At 68.8% G+C, this 19,249-nt stretch carries 17 protein-coding genes and 1 pseudogene; 2 read left to right on the forward strand and 16 right to left on the reverse strand.

Annotated features, from left to right (window positions below; translation table 11 throughout):
• Positions 1–16: 16 nt before the first annotated feature.
• From BFF78_RS19650 to BFF78_RS48290, 14 genes are all read right to left on the reverse strand, one after another.
• Positions 17–1,453 carry a DUF6177 family protein gene (locus tag BFF78_RS19650; protein ID WP_069779567.1) on the reverse strand — a complete coding sequence of 479 codons (1,437 nt, stop codon included), beginning with the start codon at positions 1,451–1,453 and terminating at the stop codon, positions 17–19.
• A 55-nt stretch (positions 1,454–1,508) separates the two neighbouring features.
• Positions 1,509–1,925 (reverse strand): hypothetical protein, encoded by a 417-nt coding sequence (locus tag BFF78_RS19655; protein WP_069779568.1) that lies wholly within the window; start codon positions 1,923–1,925, stop codon positions 1,509–1,511.
• The gene (locus BFF78_RS19660) at positions 1,922–2,341 is read right to left on the reverse strand and encodes a hypothetical protein (RefSeq protein ID WP_069779569.1); all 420 of its coding nucleotides are present in this window, start codon (positions 2,339–2,341) and stop codon (positions 1,922–1,924) included. The genes BFF78_RS19655 and BFF78_RS19660 overlap by 4 nt, the downstream gene beginning before the upstream one ends.
• A 21-nt stretch (positions 2,342–2,362) precedes the next feature.
• Complete coding sequence (locus tag BFF78_RS19665) at positions 2,363–4,432, reverse strand: EndoU domain-containing protein (RefSeq protein WP_227026146.1); 2,070 nt, start codon at positions 4,430–4,432, stop codon at positions 2,363–2,365.
• 5 nt (positions 4,433–4,437) lie between these two features.
• Positions 4,438–4,839, reverse strand: a complete 402-nt coding sequence (locus tag BFF78_RS19670) for a DUF6507 family protein (RefSeq protein ID WP_069779571.1) — start codon at positions 4,837–4,839, stop codon at positions 4,438–4,440.
• A gap of 150 nt (positions 4,840–4,989) precedes the next feature.
• Positions 4,990–8,985 (reverse strand): type VII secretion protein EccCa, encoded by a 3,996-nt coding sequence (eccCa, locus tag BFF78_RS19675; RefSeq protein WP_069779572.1) that lies wholly within the window; start codon positions 8,983–8,985, stop codon positions 4,990–4,992.
• Entirely contained in the window at positions 8,982–10,289 is a 1,308-nt protein-coding gene (locus BFF78_RS19680) for a nucleotide-binding protein (protein ID WP_227025874.1), read from the reverse strand. Before BFF78_RS19680 ends, eccCa begins: the two co-directional genes overlap by 4 nt.
• A 10-nt stretch (positions 10,290–10,299) precedes the next feature.
• On the reverse strand, positions 10,300–11,655 hold the full coding sequence (gene eccD, locus BFF78_RS19685; RefSeq protein ID WP_079161390.1) for a type VII secretion integral membrane protein EccD: 1,356 nt from the start codon (positions 11,653–11,655) through the stop codon (positions 10,300–10,302).
• A 13-nt stretch (positions 11,656–11,668) separates the two neighbouring features.
• Entirely contained in the window at positions 11,669–11,962 is a 294-nt protein-coding gene (locus BFF78_RS48285; RefSeq protein ID WP_069779573.1) for a hypothetical protein, read from the reverse strand.
• A 168-nt stretch (positions 11,963–12,130) separates the two neighbouring features.
• Positions 12,131–12,607 (reverse strand): hypothetical protein, encoded by a 477-nt coding sequence (locus BFF78_RS19695; protein WP_069779574.1) that lies wholly within the window; start codon positions 12,605–12,607, stop codon positions 12,131–12,133.
• Between the two features lie 78 nt (positions 12,608–12,685).
• Positions 12,686–12,997: a pore-forming ESAT-6 family protein gene (locus BFF78_RS19700; protein ID WP_069779575.1), complete on the reverse strand. Its 312-nt coding sequence runs from the start codon at positions 12,995–12,997 to the stop codon at positions 12,686–12,688.
• 56 nt (positions 12,998–13,053) lie between these two features.
• Positions 13,054–13,386 carry a hypothetical protein gene (locus BFF78_RS19705; protein ID WP_069779576.1) on the reverse strand — a complete coding sequence of 111 codons (333 nt, stop codon included), beginning with the start codon at positions 13,384–13,386 and terminating at the stop codon, positions 13,054–13,056.
• A 301-nt stretch (positions 13,387–13,687) separates the two neighbouring features.
• Entirely contained in the window at positions 13,688–15,205 is a 1,518-nt protein-coding gene (locus BFF78_RS19710) for a LacI family DNA-binding transcriptional regulator (RefSeq protein WP_069779577.1), read from the reverse strand.
• Positions 15,206–15,236: 31 nt separating this feature from the next.
• Entirely contained in the window at positions 15,237–15,614 is a 378-nt protein-coding gene (locus tag BFF78_RS48290) for a helix-turn-helix domain-containing protein (RefSeq protein WP_227025875.1), read from the reverse strand.
• 20 nt (positions 15,615–15,634) lie between these two features.
• On the opposite strand from BFF78_RS48290, the gene BFF78_RS19715 reads away from it, so the two are divergent.
• Positions 15,635–16,210, forward strand: a complete 576-nt coding sequence (locus tag BFF78_RS19715; protein WP_227025876.1) for an RCC1 domain-containing protein — start codon at positions 15,635–15,637, stop codon at positions 16,208–16,210.
• A 271-nt stretch (positions 16,211–16,481) separates the two neighbouring features.
• Positions 16,482–17,773 (forward strand): annotated as a pseudogene (locus BFF78_RS19720) (IS701 family transposase).
• Positions 17,774–18,258: 485 nt separating this feature from the next.
• Here the strand turns inward: BFF78_RS19720 and BFF78_RS46260 are convergent.
• Both BFF78_RS46260 and BFF78_RS19725 read right to left on the reverse strand, forming a co-directional pair.
• On the reverse strand, positions 18,259–18,504 hold the full coding sequence (locus tag BFF78_RS46260) for a hypothetical protein (protein ID WP_159033028.1): 246 nt from the start codon (positions 18,502–18,504) through the stop codon (positions 18,259–18,261).
• A gap of 12 nt (positions 18,505–18,516) precedes the next feature.
• Positions 18,517–19,203, reverse strand: a complete 687-nt coding sequence (locus BFF78_RS19725) for a GAF and ANTAR domain-containing protein (RefSeq protein ID WP_227025877.1) — start codon at positions 19,201–19,203, stop codon at positions 18,517–18,519.
• Positions 19,204–19,249: the final 46 nt, after the last annotated feature.

Below are 19,249 nucleotides of genomic sequence, written 5' to 3' on the forward strand. Positions count from 1 at the left end.
GATGGGGCGGTGGCCGTCAGGACGGTTGGGTAGCTGCCCCGCTTCCACGTTTCAGGTGTTCGTTGATGTGTCGCAGGCGTTGCCAGGCCGTGGGGTCGGTGCCGTCGCCGAGCGGGTAGTGCAGGGCGGGGCGAGCGGACGGGCCGAGTTGGGTCGGGAGGTTGTCCGGCAGGGCGTTGCGGGCATGGCTGATGCCGAGGTCGGCCACGGCCTCCGGGCCGAGAGTAAGAGAGACCGGGATTGATGGTGGTTCGTAGTGGGCCGGAGTGGTCAGGTCCGCGCGCGCCGCACGGAGTTCACTGATCATGGTGGCGAGGTTGTGCCTGGCCGCAAGGGATTCGGCGAGTTGGGGCAGTAACTCGATCGGTGCTCGCTCGCCGGCGGCGTAGCCAAGAGCCAGGGTGATGTGCTCCTCTACGCCCTCTTGTGTGTGAGCGATGCGCAAGGTGGCGATCGCAGGGCGGTCGGCGGTGCCTACGGCGACGGCCCAGGTGGGCTGGGCCTGGCGGGCGCGGCTGCGGGCCAGGTCGGTCAGTTGCCTTGGCGACCAAGGGACGTTGACGGGCTCGGCGGTGGCCCATCCGGCCGGCGGCAGTCCGGTGAGGGTCTGCCAGACATCCTCCAGAGCGCCACCGAGTATCAGGTGCTCCTGAGCGGGATGGATGGTGCGGATGGACAGCAGCAACTGCCGTTCGCCGCCCTTGCCAAGCGGGGGTTGGAAGGCGTCCGCGATCCGGGGACCGTTGTCGGCAGCCGGGGCGAAACGTCCGTCGTGCCAGCGTAGTACGGCTCCGGAGAGGCCGTCGTAGTAGCTGTTCTCGGGGTGGCGTACGACCCAACGTACAGGCATGCGCTCCAGCACGGTGCGGGTGGGCAGGCTCAGCCGGGTCTTGGGGGAGGTGACGAGATACAGCTCCCGTCGGCCCTGCGCCACCGTTCGCACCGCCTCGGTCAGCCATGTCGTGGCGGCAACGACCGGGCGGTCGTAGATGACGATGACGCTCTTGTCAGTCAGCACATCCGCATCGCTCAGTACGTCCACGTCAGCCGGCGGGACCGTCACCTCACCCGTGGCCGGGACGGTCACGACGTCGGTATGGGCGGCTTCCGGCGGCCATGTGATGCCGCCGAGCAGCGTTGTCAGCCGTCCCGCGACCGAGCCGGCGAGCAGCCTGGCTTCTGCGATGGCGGTGGACGCCCGCACCTCGGTCCACCACACCGGTCCCTCTGTCTCAACCCCAAGCCCCAGCAGCCGCTCCGCCTCGCCCGGCACCTGCAGGTAGCGGGGGGCCTCCACGGAGACCAGGAGCTTTCCGCCGTCCGTGCGCAACTGGGCGACGGATCCCCCACCTGCCCGGTTCACGCGCAGGTCCGGGCCGCCGGCGTGCAGTGCGGCCAGCAGCGTCTTGATGTCCGGCATCTGCGGGGTGAGGGCGATGACGTCCTGGGGCATGTGCTGCTTTCTGTTCTCGGCGGACGCAATAAGCCGGAGCGAACGCTCCTGACAATCACACCGGGAGGTCTCGAAGCCCGGCGAGCGGGTTCCGCCCGTTCTTCCTTACGTACTCGTACCAGGCGTCCCCGACCTCCTCGGGGCGCCCCAGCACGTAGTAGTCCCAGAAGTCCAGCAGGACCGCCAATACTGTGTCCAGCGGGAACCCACCCTGCAGGTGCTGCACGAAGTAGTTCTCCACCTCCACGCCCTGGGTACTGATGGTCGCGGCGTGGGCGTTTCCGTTCCAGTCTTGCGGGACGAAACGGGCCTCGGACTGTGCCCGCCTCACGAGGTCAATCACTTCAAGAATGTCAATCGGGTAGTGCCCGATTTCGTCGCTCACCCAATGCCCCAGAACCCTGAGCTCCGAAGGACCAGTGAAGTGCGGTGTCGAGAATTCGCTCTCCACATAGTACTGGGTGCGGATCACGAGGCAACGTTCCGAAGTCCCGCGAGCGGGTCTCGCCCGTTCTCCTTTACGTACTCGTTCCAGTAGGGCACGACCTCCTCGGGGCGCCCCAGCACGTAGTAGTCCCAGAAGTCCAGCAGGACCGCCAATACTGTGTCCAGCGGGAAATCACCCTGCACGTGCTCCAGAAAATGGTTTTCGATCGCTACGCCCTGGGGGCTGAAGGTGGCGGTGTAGGCGTTTCCGTCCATCTCCTCCGGGGAGAACCCGGGGTCGGACTGCGCCAGCCGCACCAGGTCGATCGCTTCCAGAATGGCAAGCGGGGAGAGCTGGATGTCTCCGCTCACCCAGGCCCCGAGAACCTTGAGCTCCGCAGGACCGGTGAAGCGCGGTGTCCTGAATTTTTCGTCCCGCGCATAGTACTGAGTGCGGATCACTCGCTGATCTCCTTCTGCTGCCTAATCGGGCATGAGCGGGTAGACGGTCTTCGCGTCACCCGTGACGGGGTCGAAATAGCCTTCAAAGGTGATCCCCTTGTATTCACCTTGCCACCTGTACATTTCGGGATCGACCACTTCGCTGTTCTCGAACGCCTTGACCATCGCCCGCCGAACCTCGCGCTCCGTCCACGTCGGCGGGAAGAAGGTCGTCTTGGCCCGCTTCATCACCCAGGTGCCGTTACGCGGATTACGCATCCACACGTTGCCCTGCGTCAGCCCTGTTTTGTGATCTATCTTAAGGATCTTCGGGACCTTTATACCGTAGGGGTCACGACCGCCCGGACGGAAATGGTATCCGACGATCTTGGGCTGACCGTCCTTGCCGTACTTCAGCTCTCCCTTAAGCACGTGTTCGAAGGTGTGCTCGGGTATGTGACCGCTCGGCTTGGGGGCGGGTGGCTCCTCGACGTGGCCCGTCGGCTGCTGACCGTGGTGGGGATCTCCACCGCCGCCGTGCCCCGTTCCGGAGCTGGCAGGGCCATGGTGACCGCCATGGCTCGCGGCGTCGTGGCCCCCGGACCCATGACCGCCGCCGTTCGCACCGTAGTGAGTGGCGGGTGCCGTTCCCGTTCCAGAACCGCTGTGACCCCCGTGGCCGGCCTGGTGGGAGGCGATGGGTGCGCCGTGTCCGGCTTCGCCTCCTGCGTGAGCGGCGCCATGGGACGACCCGGGCAGGTCGCCGTGGCCACTCGCGTGGGAGGTGGCTTCGGGCGCGCGGACTCCGACGCCAACAAGTTCTCGATCACCTGGCCCAGCGGGAGACACTCGGTCAGCCGCGGCAGGCTCGTGCGGGGCCTCGGCAAGGTTGGGCGTGCCGTCGGCGTTGATCGGAATGAGCTGGCCGTGCTTGTCGACCCTGTAGCGGTTGCTGAGGTCGTCCAGGGCGCCCTCGGGGAACCTCGTCTTCGGCAGCCGCAGGTGTTCGCTGACGTTGGTCAGCACCTCGGAGACCTTCGGGAGATCGGACAGGGCCCTCGCCGCCTTCGCGGCGCCGGAGATCGGATCCAGGGCACCTCCGACCTTGGCCACAGTGCTGGCGGCTTCGACGAACCTGGCTCCCTTGCCCAGCCTGGCGAGTGCCCCGCCGGCGCCCCCCAACACGGTGAGGAGGTTGAAGCTGGTGACAGCGTGGGCCCGAGCCGGGTCCTTGTGCCACTCGTCGTAGGCGATGAACTGCTTGCCGAACTCCTTGGCGTACGCCTCGCTGCCGCGCTGCCAGTCCGAGAGGTGGTCGCCCTCGCCGGCCGCGTCCATGCCGTAGGCGTAGGCACCGACGACGGTGCGTTTGAGGCCGTCCCAGGTCTGGTGCTGTGCGTCGGAGCCGTTGACGCCGAGGAGGTTGTCCTCGAAGGTGCCCAGGCCGACGAAGCCGCCCCAGAGGCTGTCTTTGACGATGCCGTCCCAGGCCCAGCTCTTGATGCCGTGGCCCCACCAGTCCATACTCCAGCGGTCGTAGGTGCGGGCAACGGGAGTACCCCACGGCAGGTCGGGCAGGGACTCGAGCTTTTCCACACTGATGCCGTACGTGCCGCCCTCGTCGCCGACGGGGCGGCACAGCGCCGGACTGATGGCGCCGATCTTGACCGCCGCGTCGTGCTCCGCCTTCTGAAAGCCCACGACGGCCTCCGCCACGCCGTGCATGAGGGCGTTGTGCTCGTCGACCTTGTGCTGGTCCTTGGTCCAGCCGTCGTCGCCCTCGACGCTGTCGACGAAGGCGATCGCCTTCTCTTTCAGATGCTTCAAGCGGTCCGCGTACGGCTTCGCTTCGGCGACGAAGGTGTCCAGGGCGTCGGAGAGGGACTCGATGTGGCCGGCGAACTCGTCTGCCGTGTCCATCACCGGCTGGGTGGAGGAGAGGAGCTGGTCTGCCTCCGGCGCCTTGTAGAACGCGCCAGTCGCCTGGAAGCGAGAGTGGACGCCCTGACCGGCGTTACGTATACCGATCGCGTGTTTACGCAGCTCGGTGACTGCTTTGGACAACGCGCCGAAGTCGCCGGTGTATTGGAGTATCCCCCCCGGCTCGATCATGTCCACTACGCCCCGCCCCCGTGGTGCTTCGTCTGCTCACCCACGGCCTGAAGCTCGGCCGGGGTGGGCGCCTTGGCCGCCTCACGCTGGGCCCGGGCGGCCATCACCAGGTCACCATCGATGTAGGCACCGGTCGCCTTGACCGTCCCGTCCATCGTCTTCTTGATACGGGCCGCCATGAACTTGATCGAGCTCTCGGTATCGGACACGAAGTTCGCGACCGCGGCACCCACCGGCCCCACCGGCGGGCCACCGCAGTACGGGCCGCTGATCGTGCCCGCGGACTGCGCCGCGTCCTGGACGCTCGTCCCGTAGCCCTTGATGTCCTTGCTCAGGTCGTCGGCCGCAAGCCCCACCAAGGACAGAATGGACTCCACCCCGCTGGGACTGATGTCCCACCCCGTCACGTCAACCCCCGTGCATCTACTGCAGATACGTTCCCTCAGCGCTGCTCAGCATCGCACGCGCCACTGACAACAGGACATTCATCCCTATCAGATCGGTTGTTGCAGTAGCCACACGCTTCTGGCCAAAGGCGCGGCGAACCCACCAATTGATCATGTCTGGGCCTGCGTTGGCTCAGTCTCGGGTGCGAGGGCCGTCTGGATCAGTTGGTGGCGGCGGCCGCGGCGAACCAAGGTGCCGCGGCCGGGCGGCTGGGCGGAGGCGTACAGGCCGGGGAAGAGCTGGCCTTCGGTGCGGTCGCCCGTCATCACCAGCGCCGTGGCGCCGGTCTCGCGCAGTGCCGTCAGGAACGGCTCGTACAGGGCGCGGGAGGACCCGGCGAGCCGGCGGGCGACGACGAAGTGCAGGCCGATGTCGCGGGCGGAGGAGATGTAGGGCAGGAACGGGGTGAGGGGCTGCTGGTCGGCCGCGGTGAGGATGTCGTAGTCGTCGACGAGGATCACGATCCGCGGGCCGGTGAACGACGGCTCATCGGTCAGGGCGTCGGGGTCGGGGGCCTCCGGAAGGCGTTTTGCCAGCTCGGTGGCGATGCCGGTGGCGAGTGCCTGGGAGAGCGCTGTGTTGTGCGCGTAGCCGCCGCGGTACGGCTCCGGGATCACTCCCCGCAGGCCGCGCCGCGGATCGAACACGCCGAAGACCAGCTCGTCCTTGTCGTAGCGGTCGATGAGGGAGTGGGAGACGAGCCTGAGCAGGTTGGTCTTGCCGCACTCGTTGTCGCCGAGGACCAGCAGGTGCTGGTCGGCGCCGAACAGGTCCAGGACGGTCGCGGAGAGGGTCTCCTGGTCGACCCCGATCGGGATCGCGTGCGGTTCCGCCACGGTGGAGGGCAGGCGCTGCGCGGGCAGCCTGGTCGGCAGCACCCGCACGGGCGCGGCGGTCTCACCGTGCCAGGCGGCGCGCAGCGTGGCCGCCGCCTGCTCCAAGGCCGGGCCGAGGCCGTCCGTCGTGGCGTGCGCGTCGATGCGAGGAAGTGCCACCTGGGCGAACAACTTGCCGTCCGTCAGAGCCCGGCCGGGAGTGTCCACCGAGAGAGTCTCGGAGAGCTTGCGGTCGACGGAGGAGTCTGCCGGGTCGTTGAGACGCAGTTCGATGCGGCTGCCGAACAGGGACTGGGTGGCGATGCGCACGTCGTTCCAGCGGAGCATCCCCGCCACGACATGGATGCCATAGCCGCTGCCCCGTTTGAGGAGGTCGGCCACATCGTCGTCGAGGTGGGCGAACTCGTCGCGCAGAGCACCGAAGCCGTCGATGAGCAGCACCACGTCGGTGGAACCGAGCTGGGGAAGTTCCCCCCGTGCGCGCAGAGCCCGCAGCTGGTCGACCGAGTCGATGCCCCGTTCGCGGAAGCTCTTTTCGCGCTCGGCGAGCATGGCGCGAACCTCGGCGACGGTGCGGGCGGCGCGTTCGTGGTCGGCGCGGGTCGCGATGCCGCCGACGTGCGGCAGGTCCGCCAGGGCGCTGAGTCCGCCGCCGGCCAGGTCCAGGCCGTAGACGGCGACATCACGCGGGGTGTGGGTGAGGGCGAGGGAGAGCGCCAGGGTGCGCAGCAGGATCGTCTTGCCGGAAGCGGGGCCGCCGATGACGGCAGTGTGCCCGCCTGCCGTGTTCAGGTCCTGCACCCACGGGCCCTGCCACTGCCGGGCCGGATCGTCGAGCACACCCAGCGGCACCTGCAACGGGCCGCCGGGGTTGGCGAGCTGGAGGCCGTCGGCGGATACCCGGACGGGGCCCGCAGCCACGTCGAGAGTGAGCGCTTCGGGCAGCGGCGGCAGCCAGATCCGGCGCACCGGTTCGGCGATGTCGGCGAGCCTGCCGACCGCCACGCCCAGGACCGTCGGCCCGGTCTCGCGCTCACGCGGCACCGGCGCGTCCTCGCCCGGCGCGGCAGCGGGGGCGTTGAAGGCGGGATATGTCCAGGCGCGGGGTTCGGCGTCGGTGGTGCTCTCGCGTACGACGGGGCCGCGGTACGCACCGGAGACGAAGCCCGCCTTGAAGCGGGTGTAGGTGGAGGTGTCGACCTTCAGGTAGCCGAAGCCGGGCAGGGGCGGAAGGTGGAAGGCGTCGGTGGTGTCCAGGACCGTACGTGACTCGTCCGCCGAGAAGGTGCGCAGACCGAGCCGGTACGACAGATACGTCTCCAGCCCTTTGAGCTTGCCGCCCTCGATGCGCTGGCTGGACAGCAGCAGGTGGACACCGATGGAGCGGCCGATGCGGCCGATCGACAGGAACAGGTCGATGAAGTCCGGTTTCGCGGTGAGGAGTTCGCCGAACTCGTCGATGACGACGAACAGATGCGGCAGCGGTTCGAGGCCGGGCCGGGCCGTGGCGCGCAGGGTGCGGTAGTGCCCGATGTCGGCGACGTTGCCCGCGTCCTTGAGGACCTGCTGACGGCGCTTGATCTCACCAGCCAGCGAGGTGTGCACGCGCTCGACCAGTCCCGCCTGGTTCTCCAGGTTCGTGATCACTCCCGCCACGTGCGGCAGACCGGCGAACGGGGCGAACGTGGCACCGCCCTTGTAGTCGACGAGGACCATCGCCAGATCGTCCGGCGCGTGCGTCGTCACCAGGGCCAGTACGAGGGTGCGCAGCAGTTCGCTCTTGCCGGAGCCGGTCGCGCCGACGCACAGCCCATGCGGGCCCATGCCGAGTTCGGCAGACTCCTTCAGGTCGAGCAGCACCGGCTCATGCCGGTCGTCCAGGCCGATCGGCACCCGCAGGAAGTCCCGCTCCCCGCGCGGCGCCCACGTCCGGACTGGGTCGAGGGCGGCCATGTCGTCGATGCCGAGCAGCTGCGGGAAGTCGACGGGTCCGGAGACGGGCGTGCCCTCGGTGGCGGACTCGGCGGACAGGCGCAGCGGCGCGAGGGCTCGGGCGAGGCCCTCGGCCTCGGGGAGTCCGGTGCGGTCGACGACCCCGTCCGTCCGTACGACCTGCTCTCCGCGCAGATCCTCCACCGTGACCTGGTCGCCGTCGACGGTGATCCGCAGGGAGACGTGATCAGGCTCGTGAACCTGTTCGGCGAGCAGGTGCAGAACCGTGACGCCCATGTCGTCCAGAGCGACGGCGGCGTCCGGACGCGGTAGCTCGATGGCGTTTTCCCCGTACGCGTCGCTGAGGACCAGCAGCCGGTCGGTCAGGGCGAGCGCCTTGTTGTCGGACAGCCCGCGGCGCACTTCGGCCGCGTATGAGGCGCGCCGCCCCAGGTCCGTGCCGATCACCTGGGCCAGCTGAGCCATGCCGGGGGCGATACGGCGCGCGGCGAGGGCGCCGTCATGGCTTTGCGGGTCGAGGACGTGCGGGAGCCACTTCGCCCACTCCCACTCCTCGATACGGTCCCCGGGGGCGGCGAGCGCGAGGGCGACGTCGTCCGGTGCGTGGGTCACGGCGGCCTGCACAAGCAGGGACCGGGCGACGCGCAACACCCCGGCGCGGTCGCCGACGATGCTGACGTTGCCTGCCCGGTCCAGTGGCACGGTCAGCGGGTGGTCGGACACGGTGGTGTAGCGGGCCTGCAGGGCGCGTGCCTCGTTCAGCATGAACGGGTCGGGCGGGGTGAGCACGCCCCCGACTGCCTGCTGGCCGATGGTCAGCTCCTGCACGGGTACGTCACCGACACCCACCCGCACGTGCAGGAAGTCCGCGTCCGTGCGACGCCGCTCCCACAGCCGTGCGGGATCACGCAGGACGTCGTACAGGGCCATGGGCGCGGGGTGCAGCAGCCGAGCGGCACGACGACGCTCGCGCTCGGCCGCGCCCAACTCCGCACGCAGCTCCTCCAGGTACTCCAGGTACCGCTCACGCTGAACGCGCCGCTGGCGCTGTGCCTTGCCGCGCTGCGACAGGAACAGAGCGACCGCACCGAGCAGCGCGATGACGAGGACGACGGCGCCCAGGCCCGCGAACTGGCTGGAGCGGACCACCGTCATCATCACGACTGAGCTCATGACGCCGGCCATCGGCAACAGTGCGGTTGCTGGGCTGCCGGTCTTGCCCTCGGGCAGGTTCGGCGGAGGCTCGATCGAACGGGCCGCCGGCGGGAGCAGCGGACGCGTCGAGCGGGCGGGGCGATGGACCTGTTGCTGTGTCACCGAACCCGCACCGCCCTCTGCAGGGACTCGGCGGCGAGCTGGGTAGCCGCGCGGCGCGTGACCTCACCCAGCCGATCGGGCATGATCGGTCCGCCACCGGCCAGATGCCGGTCGTAGGGCAGATGCACGAGGGTGACTCCGGTTTCCCGCAGATGGGCCGTGGCGGCCTTCAGGTCGAGGTTCGCGTCGGGAGTGTTCGAGGTGAGGGCCACGACGGTGGAGGCGAGCGCGGCATGCGGCAGCCCGCCGAGCCAGTCCAGGACGATCCGGGTACCGCCCACGCCCTCGGCCGTGAGCGGTGCGACAACCACACGCGCGTGCGCGGTGTCCATCGCCGTACGGGCCACCTCGCCGGGCAACGTCTCGCAGTCCACGACCGTGACGGCGAAGTAACGCCGCAGCGCGAGCGTCACGGTGCGGTAGGTCGCGACGTCCAGCGGGGCGCCCACCCGGCCCTGACTCGCGGGCAGCAGCCAGCCGCCGTCCGCCACCGGCACCAAGTACCCGGTCACATCGTTCAGTTGCATCGAAGGAGTAAGGATCCGGGACAGCTCGACGCACGACCAGCGTACGGACTGAGCGCCCATACGCACCGGCAGCGTGCCCAGGGCGGCGTCCGCCTCCAGAGCGAGCACGGGGTCGTGCCGGTAATGGCTGAACGCCCGTGAGAGCAGCGCGGCGGTCGTGGTCTTGCCCACGCCACCACGGATCGACGTCACCGCGATCACCCGGCCCGTCGTCACCGGCTGCTGCACCATGCTGCCCAGCCGGCTCTCCTCGGCGACCTCCTGCGCGGCCGACGAGGTCAGTTTGCGCAGCGACCGGCCGGAACGCCGGACCAGCGAATCGCCGTGCTGGGGCGAGCCGAGCGCGATGGCCAGGCGCGGGTCGAGCGTCGGCACCGGCTCGGGCGTCGCCATGGGCAGCCGGGCCTGGCGGGGCGGCCGTACGGCGGGGGAGGCGTTCGATGGCGTCGCCGGGGTCTGCGGGACTGCCTCGACACCGGGAGCGGGGGACCCGGGGTGGGCTTGGGCCGGCGGCGCCGGTGGAACCTCTGTCGCGGGGCGCGGGGATACCTGAGCCGGGGTCTGCGGGGCGGACCGCTCCCCGTCCCCGCGCGAGACCGGCCCCGTGGTGTGCTGTTCCCGGGACGGCCGACCCGGGTTGGGACGCTCCTCGTCCGGGAGGCGCACAGGCAAGGGTGGCCGGGCGTCACCCGGTGCACGCTGCTCGCGCGCCTCGTCGGCACAGCCCACGGTCAGCTCACGCAGCACGTCGTCCTGCCAACGGCCGGGAGTCGTCATCACCGCCACCTCACGCGAAGGTGCCCAGCAGCCGCTCGTACACCCCGAACACCCCGAGGACCAGCGGGAACAGAGCGACCACACCAGCCGACTCCAGCACGTCGCCGGCCTTGCGCAGCCTTACTCGGACATGCTCGGCGGGCTGCACGGCCAGCACACCCAGCGACACCACGACCAGCACGCCGAGAGCGGCGAGCGGTGCCGGGGCTCCCGAATGCTCCCGCCACAACCAGGCCAACCGCAGCGCCACCACCATGGATGCCGCGAGCAGCGCGACTACCTCCGCCACCAGCGGGTAGGCGCGCGCCCGCAGCGCGAGGACGAACGCCACGGCGATGGCCAGCAGCACCGTCCATACCGTCACGGTACGCACCGCCAGCACTCCGGCGACGGCACCGCAGACCGCGGTGACGAGCGTCGCCAGCGCCAGCCCCCGATGCGTGGCGGCCAACGCGGTGGCCACCTGGTAGCGGCTGACGGACGAGCCCGCGGAGCGCCGGTCGTCTAGCCCGGACAGGCCCGATGCCGCCAGCGCCAACCGGGGCAGCACGCCCAGCGCGACAACGGAGACCACGGCAAGCAGCGCCCCGGCGCGTGCCGAACCGGCTCCGCCGGACTGGAACGCGAGCGCCACCTCCCAGCACGCGCCCGCTCCGGCCAGTGCCCCTGCCCCGACCAGCGCACCCCGCCCGAACGGCGAGAACCACCCGAGCAGCAACAGCGCCACCACCAGGACCGAGAGCACGGCGGCCAACCGCACCGCTCCCGGCCAGCCCTGTGCGTCGGCAACCGACCAGGCGCCTTGCACGCCCACAGCGGCGCTCACCACGACCAGAGCGGCGGCAAGCCCCTTGTGCCCGGCCCGCCCCAGCAGCGCACCAGCCGCCGCGGCTACCACCGCGGTCACGAGGAGCGCCCATCCGGCGGCCCTGGCCTCGAATCCCTGGCGCGCCATGAAGCCGACGGCCGACGCCCAGACCACACCCGCGCCCGCGGCCGTGATCCGCCGCGCCCTCGCGTCCCACCGCCAGGCCCGCACATCCAGATCGCCGGCCGCCTCGTCACTCACGTCATGGACGACCGGAGCGGACGGCGCGTCCTCGACCCGGACCAGCCGGAGTACAGCACCGTCGGGCACTCCCGCCGACTCCAGCGTGGCATCAGGCTCCAGAGCACTTCCGTCGGCCGTCACCAGGTGCCGGGCCTGCGGCTGCTCGGCCACCCGGTCGTCGAGCAGCCGCATCACCTCGGGCAACAGCAGCCCGACAGGCTCCCGAGCCGGCAGCACCAGATCCACCCGACGCCGCTCACCGACCAATGTGACTCGACTCAGTGCCGTACGGCTCACAGTCCCCCGGGATATCACGCGTTCGAACCTATCATCGGGCCGAATTCCCAGGCTGCGGTGGAGCGGTGGGCTGACCGGAGGGCGTGGACACAGGCACAGAGGTCCCGTACGGAGCCTTCCCGATCACGCGATGTGCGATGAAGGACCACCCCACACACCCGGCACACACCACGGCGGCGATCACCACCCCCGCGAACGCCTTCCCGAGCCGCTCGTCCACGGTCCGCCGCTGCCGCTGCGCCCCGAACAACACGGCATCACGCAACCGCCGACGCCGCACCGCCACGGACTCAAGAAGCTGACTGTCGTAATCCTGGGCTGACATCACTCAAATCCGGTTCGCTGGACACGCGGGTGCTCGCCGAACATCTTCTCGCCGTGCGGATTCGGGACGCAACGAGGCAGGAGATGGGCGGCGGTCAGCAGCGCAGGCCGACGATGCCTCAGCCATAGCGCTCTGCCTCCGTGACCACCTCGCCCCGTCGTCCCGGACCTATGACGGCCAGACGACTGCGCCGTCACGCACTACCAAAGGCACGGGCAGGCGCTCTTCGTAGAACCGAATCCAGCCAAGATGGACCTCGCCGCCGGAGCCTCGGTGCCGCTCGCTGGCCTTGGCCGCAAGCCAGCTGAGGAGTTCACCAGTGCGCTCGAAATCGTCCGGATGGATCTCCTGCCGGCTGGTCAGCGCCCAGCACTCCTGCCCCGTGTCCTGCAGACGCAGCAACACGGAGACAAGTGCGCCCCCAACTTTGTAGCCACCACCCTGCTGACCGAGAAGGGGCTCGGGATGATCCTCGATGACGAACTCTCCGTCTTCGTCATCCACCACGACCGGAAATTCTGTGACGATACGGAATGTTTCCGGCTGGGGGCCCGCTCCCAGATGCCATCGCAGCTCCGTGAGTTCCCCCGCCGACAACTCGTCGCGCAAGTCCAACGCAAGCATCAGCTCGAACATGTCAGCCATGGTCGCGCAGGCTACAGATGCATGGCCTGTTCGGGCGAGCGGCCGACGGAGCGGAGAGGGGGCACCGTCAACCGTCGGTCACCCGATGTTGTCGACCGCTGCTTTCGCCTTGGCGAGGGTGGCCTGAGCGGTGCCGTCGTTCTGCTCCAGCGTGTTGCGCACCAGACGGATGATCTCGCGCACCTCGGCCGCGGCTTTGTGCCAGCGGACCTCCTTGCCGTGGTACTCGTCCGAGACACCATCGGCCTGGAAGTTGGCCATCGCCGCCTTGACCGCCCGGTCGCGGTCGGTCAGCACGCGCTCCAGATGACCGATGATGCCGGCCAGGCTGGTCTGTACGTCGGCGGAGGCGCCGGTGTCGTACGAGCGACGGTCTTGGTTCTGAGCCATGATCGAGTCCCCCTTGAAGACGGTGACGACAGCGGTGACTTGCTCTTCGAGGACGGCTATCGCGCGCCGAAACGGGCCGCGTCGAAGTTGGCCATCCCCATGTTCTGGTGCGCGTTGTCACCCAACTCCACGTCACCACTGCCGAACGCCGTGTCCATACCGGACTGGCCGCCGAGGATCGCACCCAGCGAGCTGTTCAGGTCCGCTGTGATCTCGTCGGCATGCACCTTGAACGTGTCGAACGCGGCCTTGCCGGCACCGTTGAACTTCCCCTCCAACGGTTCGGCCGCCTGGATCAGCAACCTGATCAGCGTTCCCAGGTCGTCGCTTGAGCCGACGGTGCTCTTCCCGAGCTGCGACAGGGTCGTCGACCCCATGTCGAACTTCATCCACCCACCCCGTAAGCGTGTTGTGTGCTGGGACTACTCAATCGCCGCTGCTTCACCTCGCGACGCCAGAGCCCACAGTGCGTCGAACATCCTCTCGCATCTCAAGTTGCAGGCGCAACGCGAAAGGGACCGAAGTGGCGTGATCTGGTGCATGCGATAAGGCGAGGCTGAGGGCCATCTGGTCATCCGGGACGGGCTCGTGTCGCCGAATCGGTCGATGCAACCTGGATGAGCGTTGCATCGCCGACCTGGTACGGGGAAACGGCGGTGCCCCGCAACAGTGTTGCGGGGCACCGTGGGGCTACCGGAGGGCGACCTCGCGTGCACGCAGGAGGTTGTTGAGCACGCGCACCGGTGAAGTCGGGCACAGGGCCAGGCGGGCGTCGAGGGATGCCTCCCACTGTGCGGTGAGACCGAGCATGAGGCGCCGACGCATGCCAGGGGTGACGTGGGCGTAGCGTGCGGAGACCGAACCGTCGAGGTGGCCCATACGCTCGTCCATGAGCACCTTCTCCGTGCCCAGGTCCTCCATCATCGTCCGGTGGGTGTGACGGAGGCCGTGGGGCGTGAGGCCCTTGGCGATCGGGAGCCAGCAGGCATCGGCGCGATCGGTGGCGCCCCGCCCTCGTGCCGGGATGCCGGGCCACGGCTCACCGAGCATGGGCACGGGGCGGGCCTCCTGCGGTGCCTTCTTCGGGTACCAGCCGGAGACCGCCGGCGTGAACAACCAGGTCGCAAAACCGTTCCTGCGCCAGTGGGCTGCATGCCTTGAGACAGCGCCACCTCGCACGAATCCGAGGTCGGCTACGGCCTTCTCGACCCGCACCCGCGTAGCTTCGGCGACGCGGTGTGGGTGGTTGAGGACATTGGACACGGTCCCCGTGGAGACCCCAGCCAGCCGGGCTACGTCGGCGAGCTTGGCGCCGTGGTGGCCGCCGGTCCGCGCTGCCCCCTGGCCTCGGAAGACGTACGCCCTCCCGTGGCATGGGCAGGGTGTCGGCTTCGTGCGGGCGATGTGATCGAAGACCAGGGCCGACAGCCAGTCCATCGCGTCGATGGTCCGGTAGCTGTCGTCCTTGGGTGGGCAGCGCACCAGCTCGCCGGTGTCCAGTTCGTACAGCTGCCACTCGACGCGGAACGCATCAGGCCGGACGAACTCCGTCTCCAAGCCGACGATTTCGCCCCAGCGCTTGCCCGTGTAGCCCTTGAGGACGACGGCGACGAACTCGTCGTCGCGGCCGGAGAGCAGGGCAGCTCGCTCTGCGGTCAGCAGGATACCGAGCGCGTCAGTGACGACCTTCTCCGGGCCGCGGTTGCGGGAGCGGCCGGCGCGTTTGCCGCGCCCGCGCCGCCTGGCGGCCGGGTTGGACGTGATCAGGCCCTCGTCGATCGCGTCCTCGAAGATCAGGTGGAGGGTCGAGCGCCAGGTCTTGACGCTGGAGGCCGCGTACAGGGCCTTCTCCTTCTTCTCCCAGGCGTCGACGTTCGTGCGCAGGATGCCGGCGAGCGCCTTGTCCTCGAACTCGGGGAGCTCGTGCTCCTCGATGTGGCGCTTGTAGTTCTGCATGGTCGAAGCGGCCAGGTCCTGGGCCTCGTACCAGCGGCTGGCGTACTCACCGAAGGTCTCCTGACCCAGCCCTGGGTCGCGCCACTGACCGCGCCGAACGGTCACCTCTTCGGCGTCCGCGGCCTGCTTGGCCTCGCGCTTGGTGGCGAACTTGATCACGGCACCCGTGGAATCGGCGACCGTGCCGTACTTGCCGTCCTCGATCTTGTACCGGCCGCGCCAGTAGCCGCCGCGCTTCTCTGCGTACCCCATGGGTTCCCTCCCTTCTCTCGTGTGGGGTGCGTTAAGCGGCGGCTCCGAACTGGGACTTGGTCATGCGGCGAGGCGGCCGGGCCTTGAGACGAACCGTGGGCACGGCTGCCTCGGTACGCTCTCGCACGGCAGGCTGCCGAGCCGGCATAGCAATGCCACCGGGACGCTGCGGGTTCCGAGCCGGGCGCTCTTCGTGCATGCGCACGATCTCGGCGAGGTGATCAGACGAGAAGCGGTAGGCGCGGCCGACGCGGGTGAACGGGATGAGTCGCCGGCGGGCGCGGTCCTTGACCCACCAGGCGGAGCAGCCGAGGACCGCGGCGACTTCCTCGGGGAGGTAGAGGCGCGGCAGAACGGCGTCGAGGTGCGGAGTCGGCGCGGCGGCAGGGGGTATTGCGGGTCGGTTCAAGATGGCGAGGCGTCACGGCCGTGGCCGCAGGCTGGCGCCGCACGCTCGGGCTACTCGCGAACGGCCGCGTGCTGGCGGTCGGCCGGAGTTCGGAAGGACAGTGCGACGTGCAGTCCTGGCGCGAGATGGTCGTCCTCTCGTGTGGTGACTGGCACTCGGTCGGCGTCCGGTCGGACGGTTCTGCACTGGCCGCGGGGAACAACCGACGAGGGCAGTGCGCCGTTGAAGGGTGGCGTGACCTAGCTGCCATTTCGGCCGGGTATCTCCATACCGTCGGCCTCAGAGCCGACGGGCGGGCAGTAGCGACCGGAGACCGCGCAACCGGGGCGTGCGAGGTCGATGAGTGGGAAGACGTAGTGGCGCTCGACGCGGGCAGCTACCACACCGTCGGGGTCACTGCGTCCGGACGGGTCCTCGCGGCGGGAGACAACAGCTACGGACAGTGCGAAGTCGGCGATTGGCACGACATTGTCGCCGTGGCGGCCGGCTCAACGCACACCCTTGGCCTGCGCGCCAACGGCACAGTCGTGACCGCAGGCAACAACGCCGACAGACAGTGCGAAGTCGATGACTGGTCCGGAGTCCAGCTTCCATAAACCCCCGGGCCGCGCCAACGTAAACTGACATTCCGTCAGCCCCTAGCCCAGAGACCTCATTCTGATTCCAGTCCTTATGGGATCGGTCGGCCTAGTGCTGCAATCTGCGTACACGGACAGGCTCAGCCACCGCGCCTCCAGCGGTCGAATGGACGTCACCGCACATCCAACCGCCACGCCCACCAACACGGCGAACCTATGTGGTCAGAGCAGTACTAGTAGGACTCCGTTAGGTCTGTGTGGCGACCTTGTTCAGGGGCACGGTGAGTGTGTGGACGCACATGAAGTGGACCGTGTTCGGGTGAAGTTGGCGTTATTCGTGGCGGATGTGTTCGCCTCGGTGCCGCGCAAGGACCAGCGGGCCAAGGGCGACTGCTATCTGCGGGGACTGATGATGGACGGTCGCCGCAAGTCCATCCAGGCCATGGCCTCGCGGCTGCCGGACGGCAATGAGCAGAACCTGCAGCAGTTCGTGAACCAGTCCACGTGGGATCCGGTTCCGGTGCGTCGGCGGATCGCTGAGCGGATGGTGCCGCAGGTTGGCCCGGGCGCCTGGGCGGTCGATGACGTGTCGTTCCCCAAGGACGGCAGGATGTCGGTCGGTGTCGCCCACCAGTACTGCGGTGCGCTGGGCAAACAGGCCAACTGCCAGGTCGCGGTCAGTGTCCACGCGGTCTCCGAGACGGCCTCGTGCCCGCTGAACTGGCGTCTGTTCCTGCCCCAGGAATGGGCCGAGGACACCGTCCGGCGCCGGCAGACCGGTGTGCCGGAAGACCTCGGACATCGGGAGAAGTGGCGCCTCGCACTGGACGCCTTGGATGAACTGGCCGGATGGGGACTGGTGCCGCCAGTGGTGGTGGCCGATGCGGGCTACGGCCAGAACGCGGATTTCCGTGCCGCCCTGGCCGAGCGGGGACACGCGTACGTGGTCGGCATCCGCGGCGATCTGACCGTCCAGCCGCATGACGCAGTCCCCATCGCTCCCGCCTGGTCCGGCAACGGCCGCCGGCCGGTTCCCCGCTACCGGCAGCCACCCATGACGGTGGCGGAACTGGCCGCGGCCGCCGGACGGGAAGCCTTTCAGGAGGTGACCTGGCGGGAAGGCTCCCGCGGTCCGATGACCTCCCGTTTCCTCGCGATGTGGGTCCGGCCGGCCGGGGTGCGGCCGCGTCGGCTGGCCCGGGCAGCCGCGGTGGCCGAGCACGGCCGGTGGGACGGCATCCTGCCCCAGGTGCGACTGCTGGCCGAATGGCCCGACGGCACGACGGCGAGGACGAACCGACCCGGTTCTGGCTGTCCGACCTGCCCGACGACACCCCGATCGCCATCGCCGACCTGGTCCGCCTGGCAAAGATCCGCTGGCGCATCGAGCACGACTACCGGGAACTCAAGCACGGCCTGGGCCTGGACCACTTCGAAGGCCGCTCCTGGCCGGGCTGGCACCACCACGCCACCCTGGTCACCGCCGCCCATGCCTTCCTCACCGAGCAGCGGCTGACCCCAAAAGCCGACACACCGGACTCACCCTCTACCAGATCCTCGACGCCCTCCAGGACCTGCTGAACTGCTGGACCGGCATCTGCACCACCTGCAACCAACCCCTGCCCCGCAGGACCACACCAAGATCAAGGCAGACCTAACGGAGTCCTACTAGCGCTCTTCCCAGAAGTTGCCGTTGTCATTACCCGGCGTCTGACCGGGCGGGACATCTTGGATGGCAACCCACCTCCGGCCGTCGTGGAAGACGGTTTGGCCGTCCCTGTACTCCTTCTTCGGGTCCCAGTTCATAGCGACCTCCCATGCTCATGATTCGTGGCGATTTGCCCCGTATCGGCGACAGTAGGCCCCGCCGTATCGCGCCGCACGCGCACGAACCCGTAGACGAGCCAAACGGGTGAAGACAGGCGGGCCACACCGGCTGTGGTGTCGAGCCCGAGTGTTGATGGCCTTTCGCGGCCCTCAGACTCTGATGTGGCATCCGGCGGCGCGCCGGACGTGCATGTTCGAGGGGCCGACCACCCGCCTCCCCGCGTCGGTCAGACGTGTCGTCACAGCCGCCAGTCGTAGCGGTACTGGTCGACGTTGTATACGCGCAAGCACTTGAATTCTTGCCAAGCGCCCTGAGCCGCACCGCCCTCGCCAGCCTTGCGGCAGGACTGCTCGTCAAGGTAGGGGCCGTGCTTGTCCCACTGCTTCTCAGTCGACTTGCTCACATGCTCACTCGTGGTGCTGGCAGCGCTTGGGGACTGCTTTGGCAGAGATGCGACAGCCGCAGTTGCGTTGCTGGCCAGCACGGGCCTCCTCCCTCAGCGACTGCCGCGTTCGCAGATCTGGCGAGCGACTTCCCGGAGCTTCACGTTCTGTTCCTGCGAGTAGCGGCGCAATACGTCGAAGGCCTGCTCCTCGGTGAGGCGGTGGGCGCCCCTGAGGATGCCCATGGCTTCGCCAATGGTGTGACGGGTGGCAACGGCCTCTTCCATCTGGGCATGAGTGCGGGCGGCGGAGACGGCGACCGCGGCGTGGGAAGCCAGCAGCCAGCCGGACAATTCACTGATCTCGGTGAACGCGCCGGGCTTGCGGGAGTACAGGTTCAGCGCGCCGAGGTCCTCGTCGTCGGTGAACAGAAGGAAACCCATCATGCTGCCCACGCCGAGCGCATGGGCCTGGGGCGCGTAGACGGGCCAGCGTTGCCCCTCACCGGTGAGGTCGGCGATGCGGAAGACCTGCTCCCCTCGCGAGCTGTGGGCGGCATCGAAGCACGGGCCTTCCCCCAGCCGCTCCTGGAGCCGGTCGCTGTCGATGACCATTTGGTCGGTGGGGGCGAGGGTCTCCACCCGCTTGTCGTGCAGCACAAGGATGCCGGCCGCGTCACAGCCGTCGACCAGTTCGATGGCCCAGGCGGTGATTCGCTCAAGGGTGGCGGCCACCGAATCCCGAGCCAGCAGATCACGCGCCATAGACGCCATCTCCTGCGCGAACCGCTCCCAGTCCACCGTGCCCTCCAACCTGCGTCCAGTTAAAAAATCTGATATTCAGTCA

This window comes from Streptomyces fodineus (assembly GCF_001735805.1).
Lineage (GTDB): Bacteria > Actinomycetota > Actinomycetes > Streptomycetales > Streptomycetaceae > Streptomyces > Streptomyces fodineus.

Bases quoted from the DNA above. Each gene is read 5' to 3' on its own strand.
- BFF78_RS19650 (WP_069779567.1), bottom strand. From the start codon at position 1,453: ATGCCCCAGGACGTCATCGCCCTCACCCCGCAGATGCCGGACATCAAG.
- BFF78_RS19665 (WP_227026146.1), bottom strand. From the start codon at position 4,432: ATGATCGAGCCGGGGGGGATACTCCAATACACCGGCGACTTCGGCGCG.
- BFF78_RS19680 (WP_227025874.1), bottom strand. From the start codon at position 10,289: ATGACGACTCCCGGCCGTTGGCAGGACGACGTGCTGCGTGAGCTGACC.
- BFF78_RS48285 (WP_069779573.1), bottom strand. From the start codon at position 11,962: ATGTCAGCCCAGGATTACGACAGTCAGCTTCTTGAGTCCGTGGCGGTG.
- BFF78_RS19695 (WP_069779574.1), bottom strand. From the start codon at position 12,607: ATGGCTGACATGTTCGAGCTGATGCTTGCGTTGGACTTGCGCGACGAG.
- BFF78_RS19700 (WP_069779575.1), bottom strand. From the start codon at position 12,997: ATGGCTCAGAACCAAGACCGTCGCTCGTACGACACCGGCGCCTCCGCC.
- BFF78_RS19705 (WP_069779576.1), bottom strand. From the start codon at position 13,386: ATGAAGTTCGACATGGGGTCGACGACCCTGTCGCAGCTCGGGAAGAGC.
- BFF78_RS19710 (WP_069779577.1), bottom strand. From the start codon at position 15,205: ATGGGGTACGCAGAGAAGCGCGGCGGCTACTGGCGCGGCCGGTACAAG.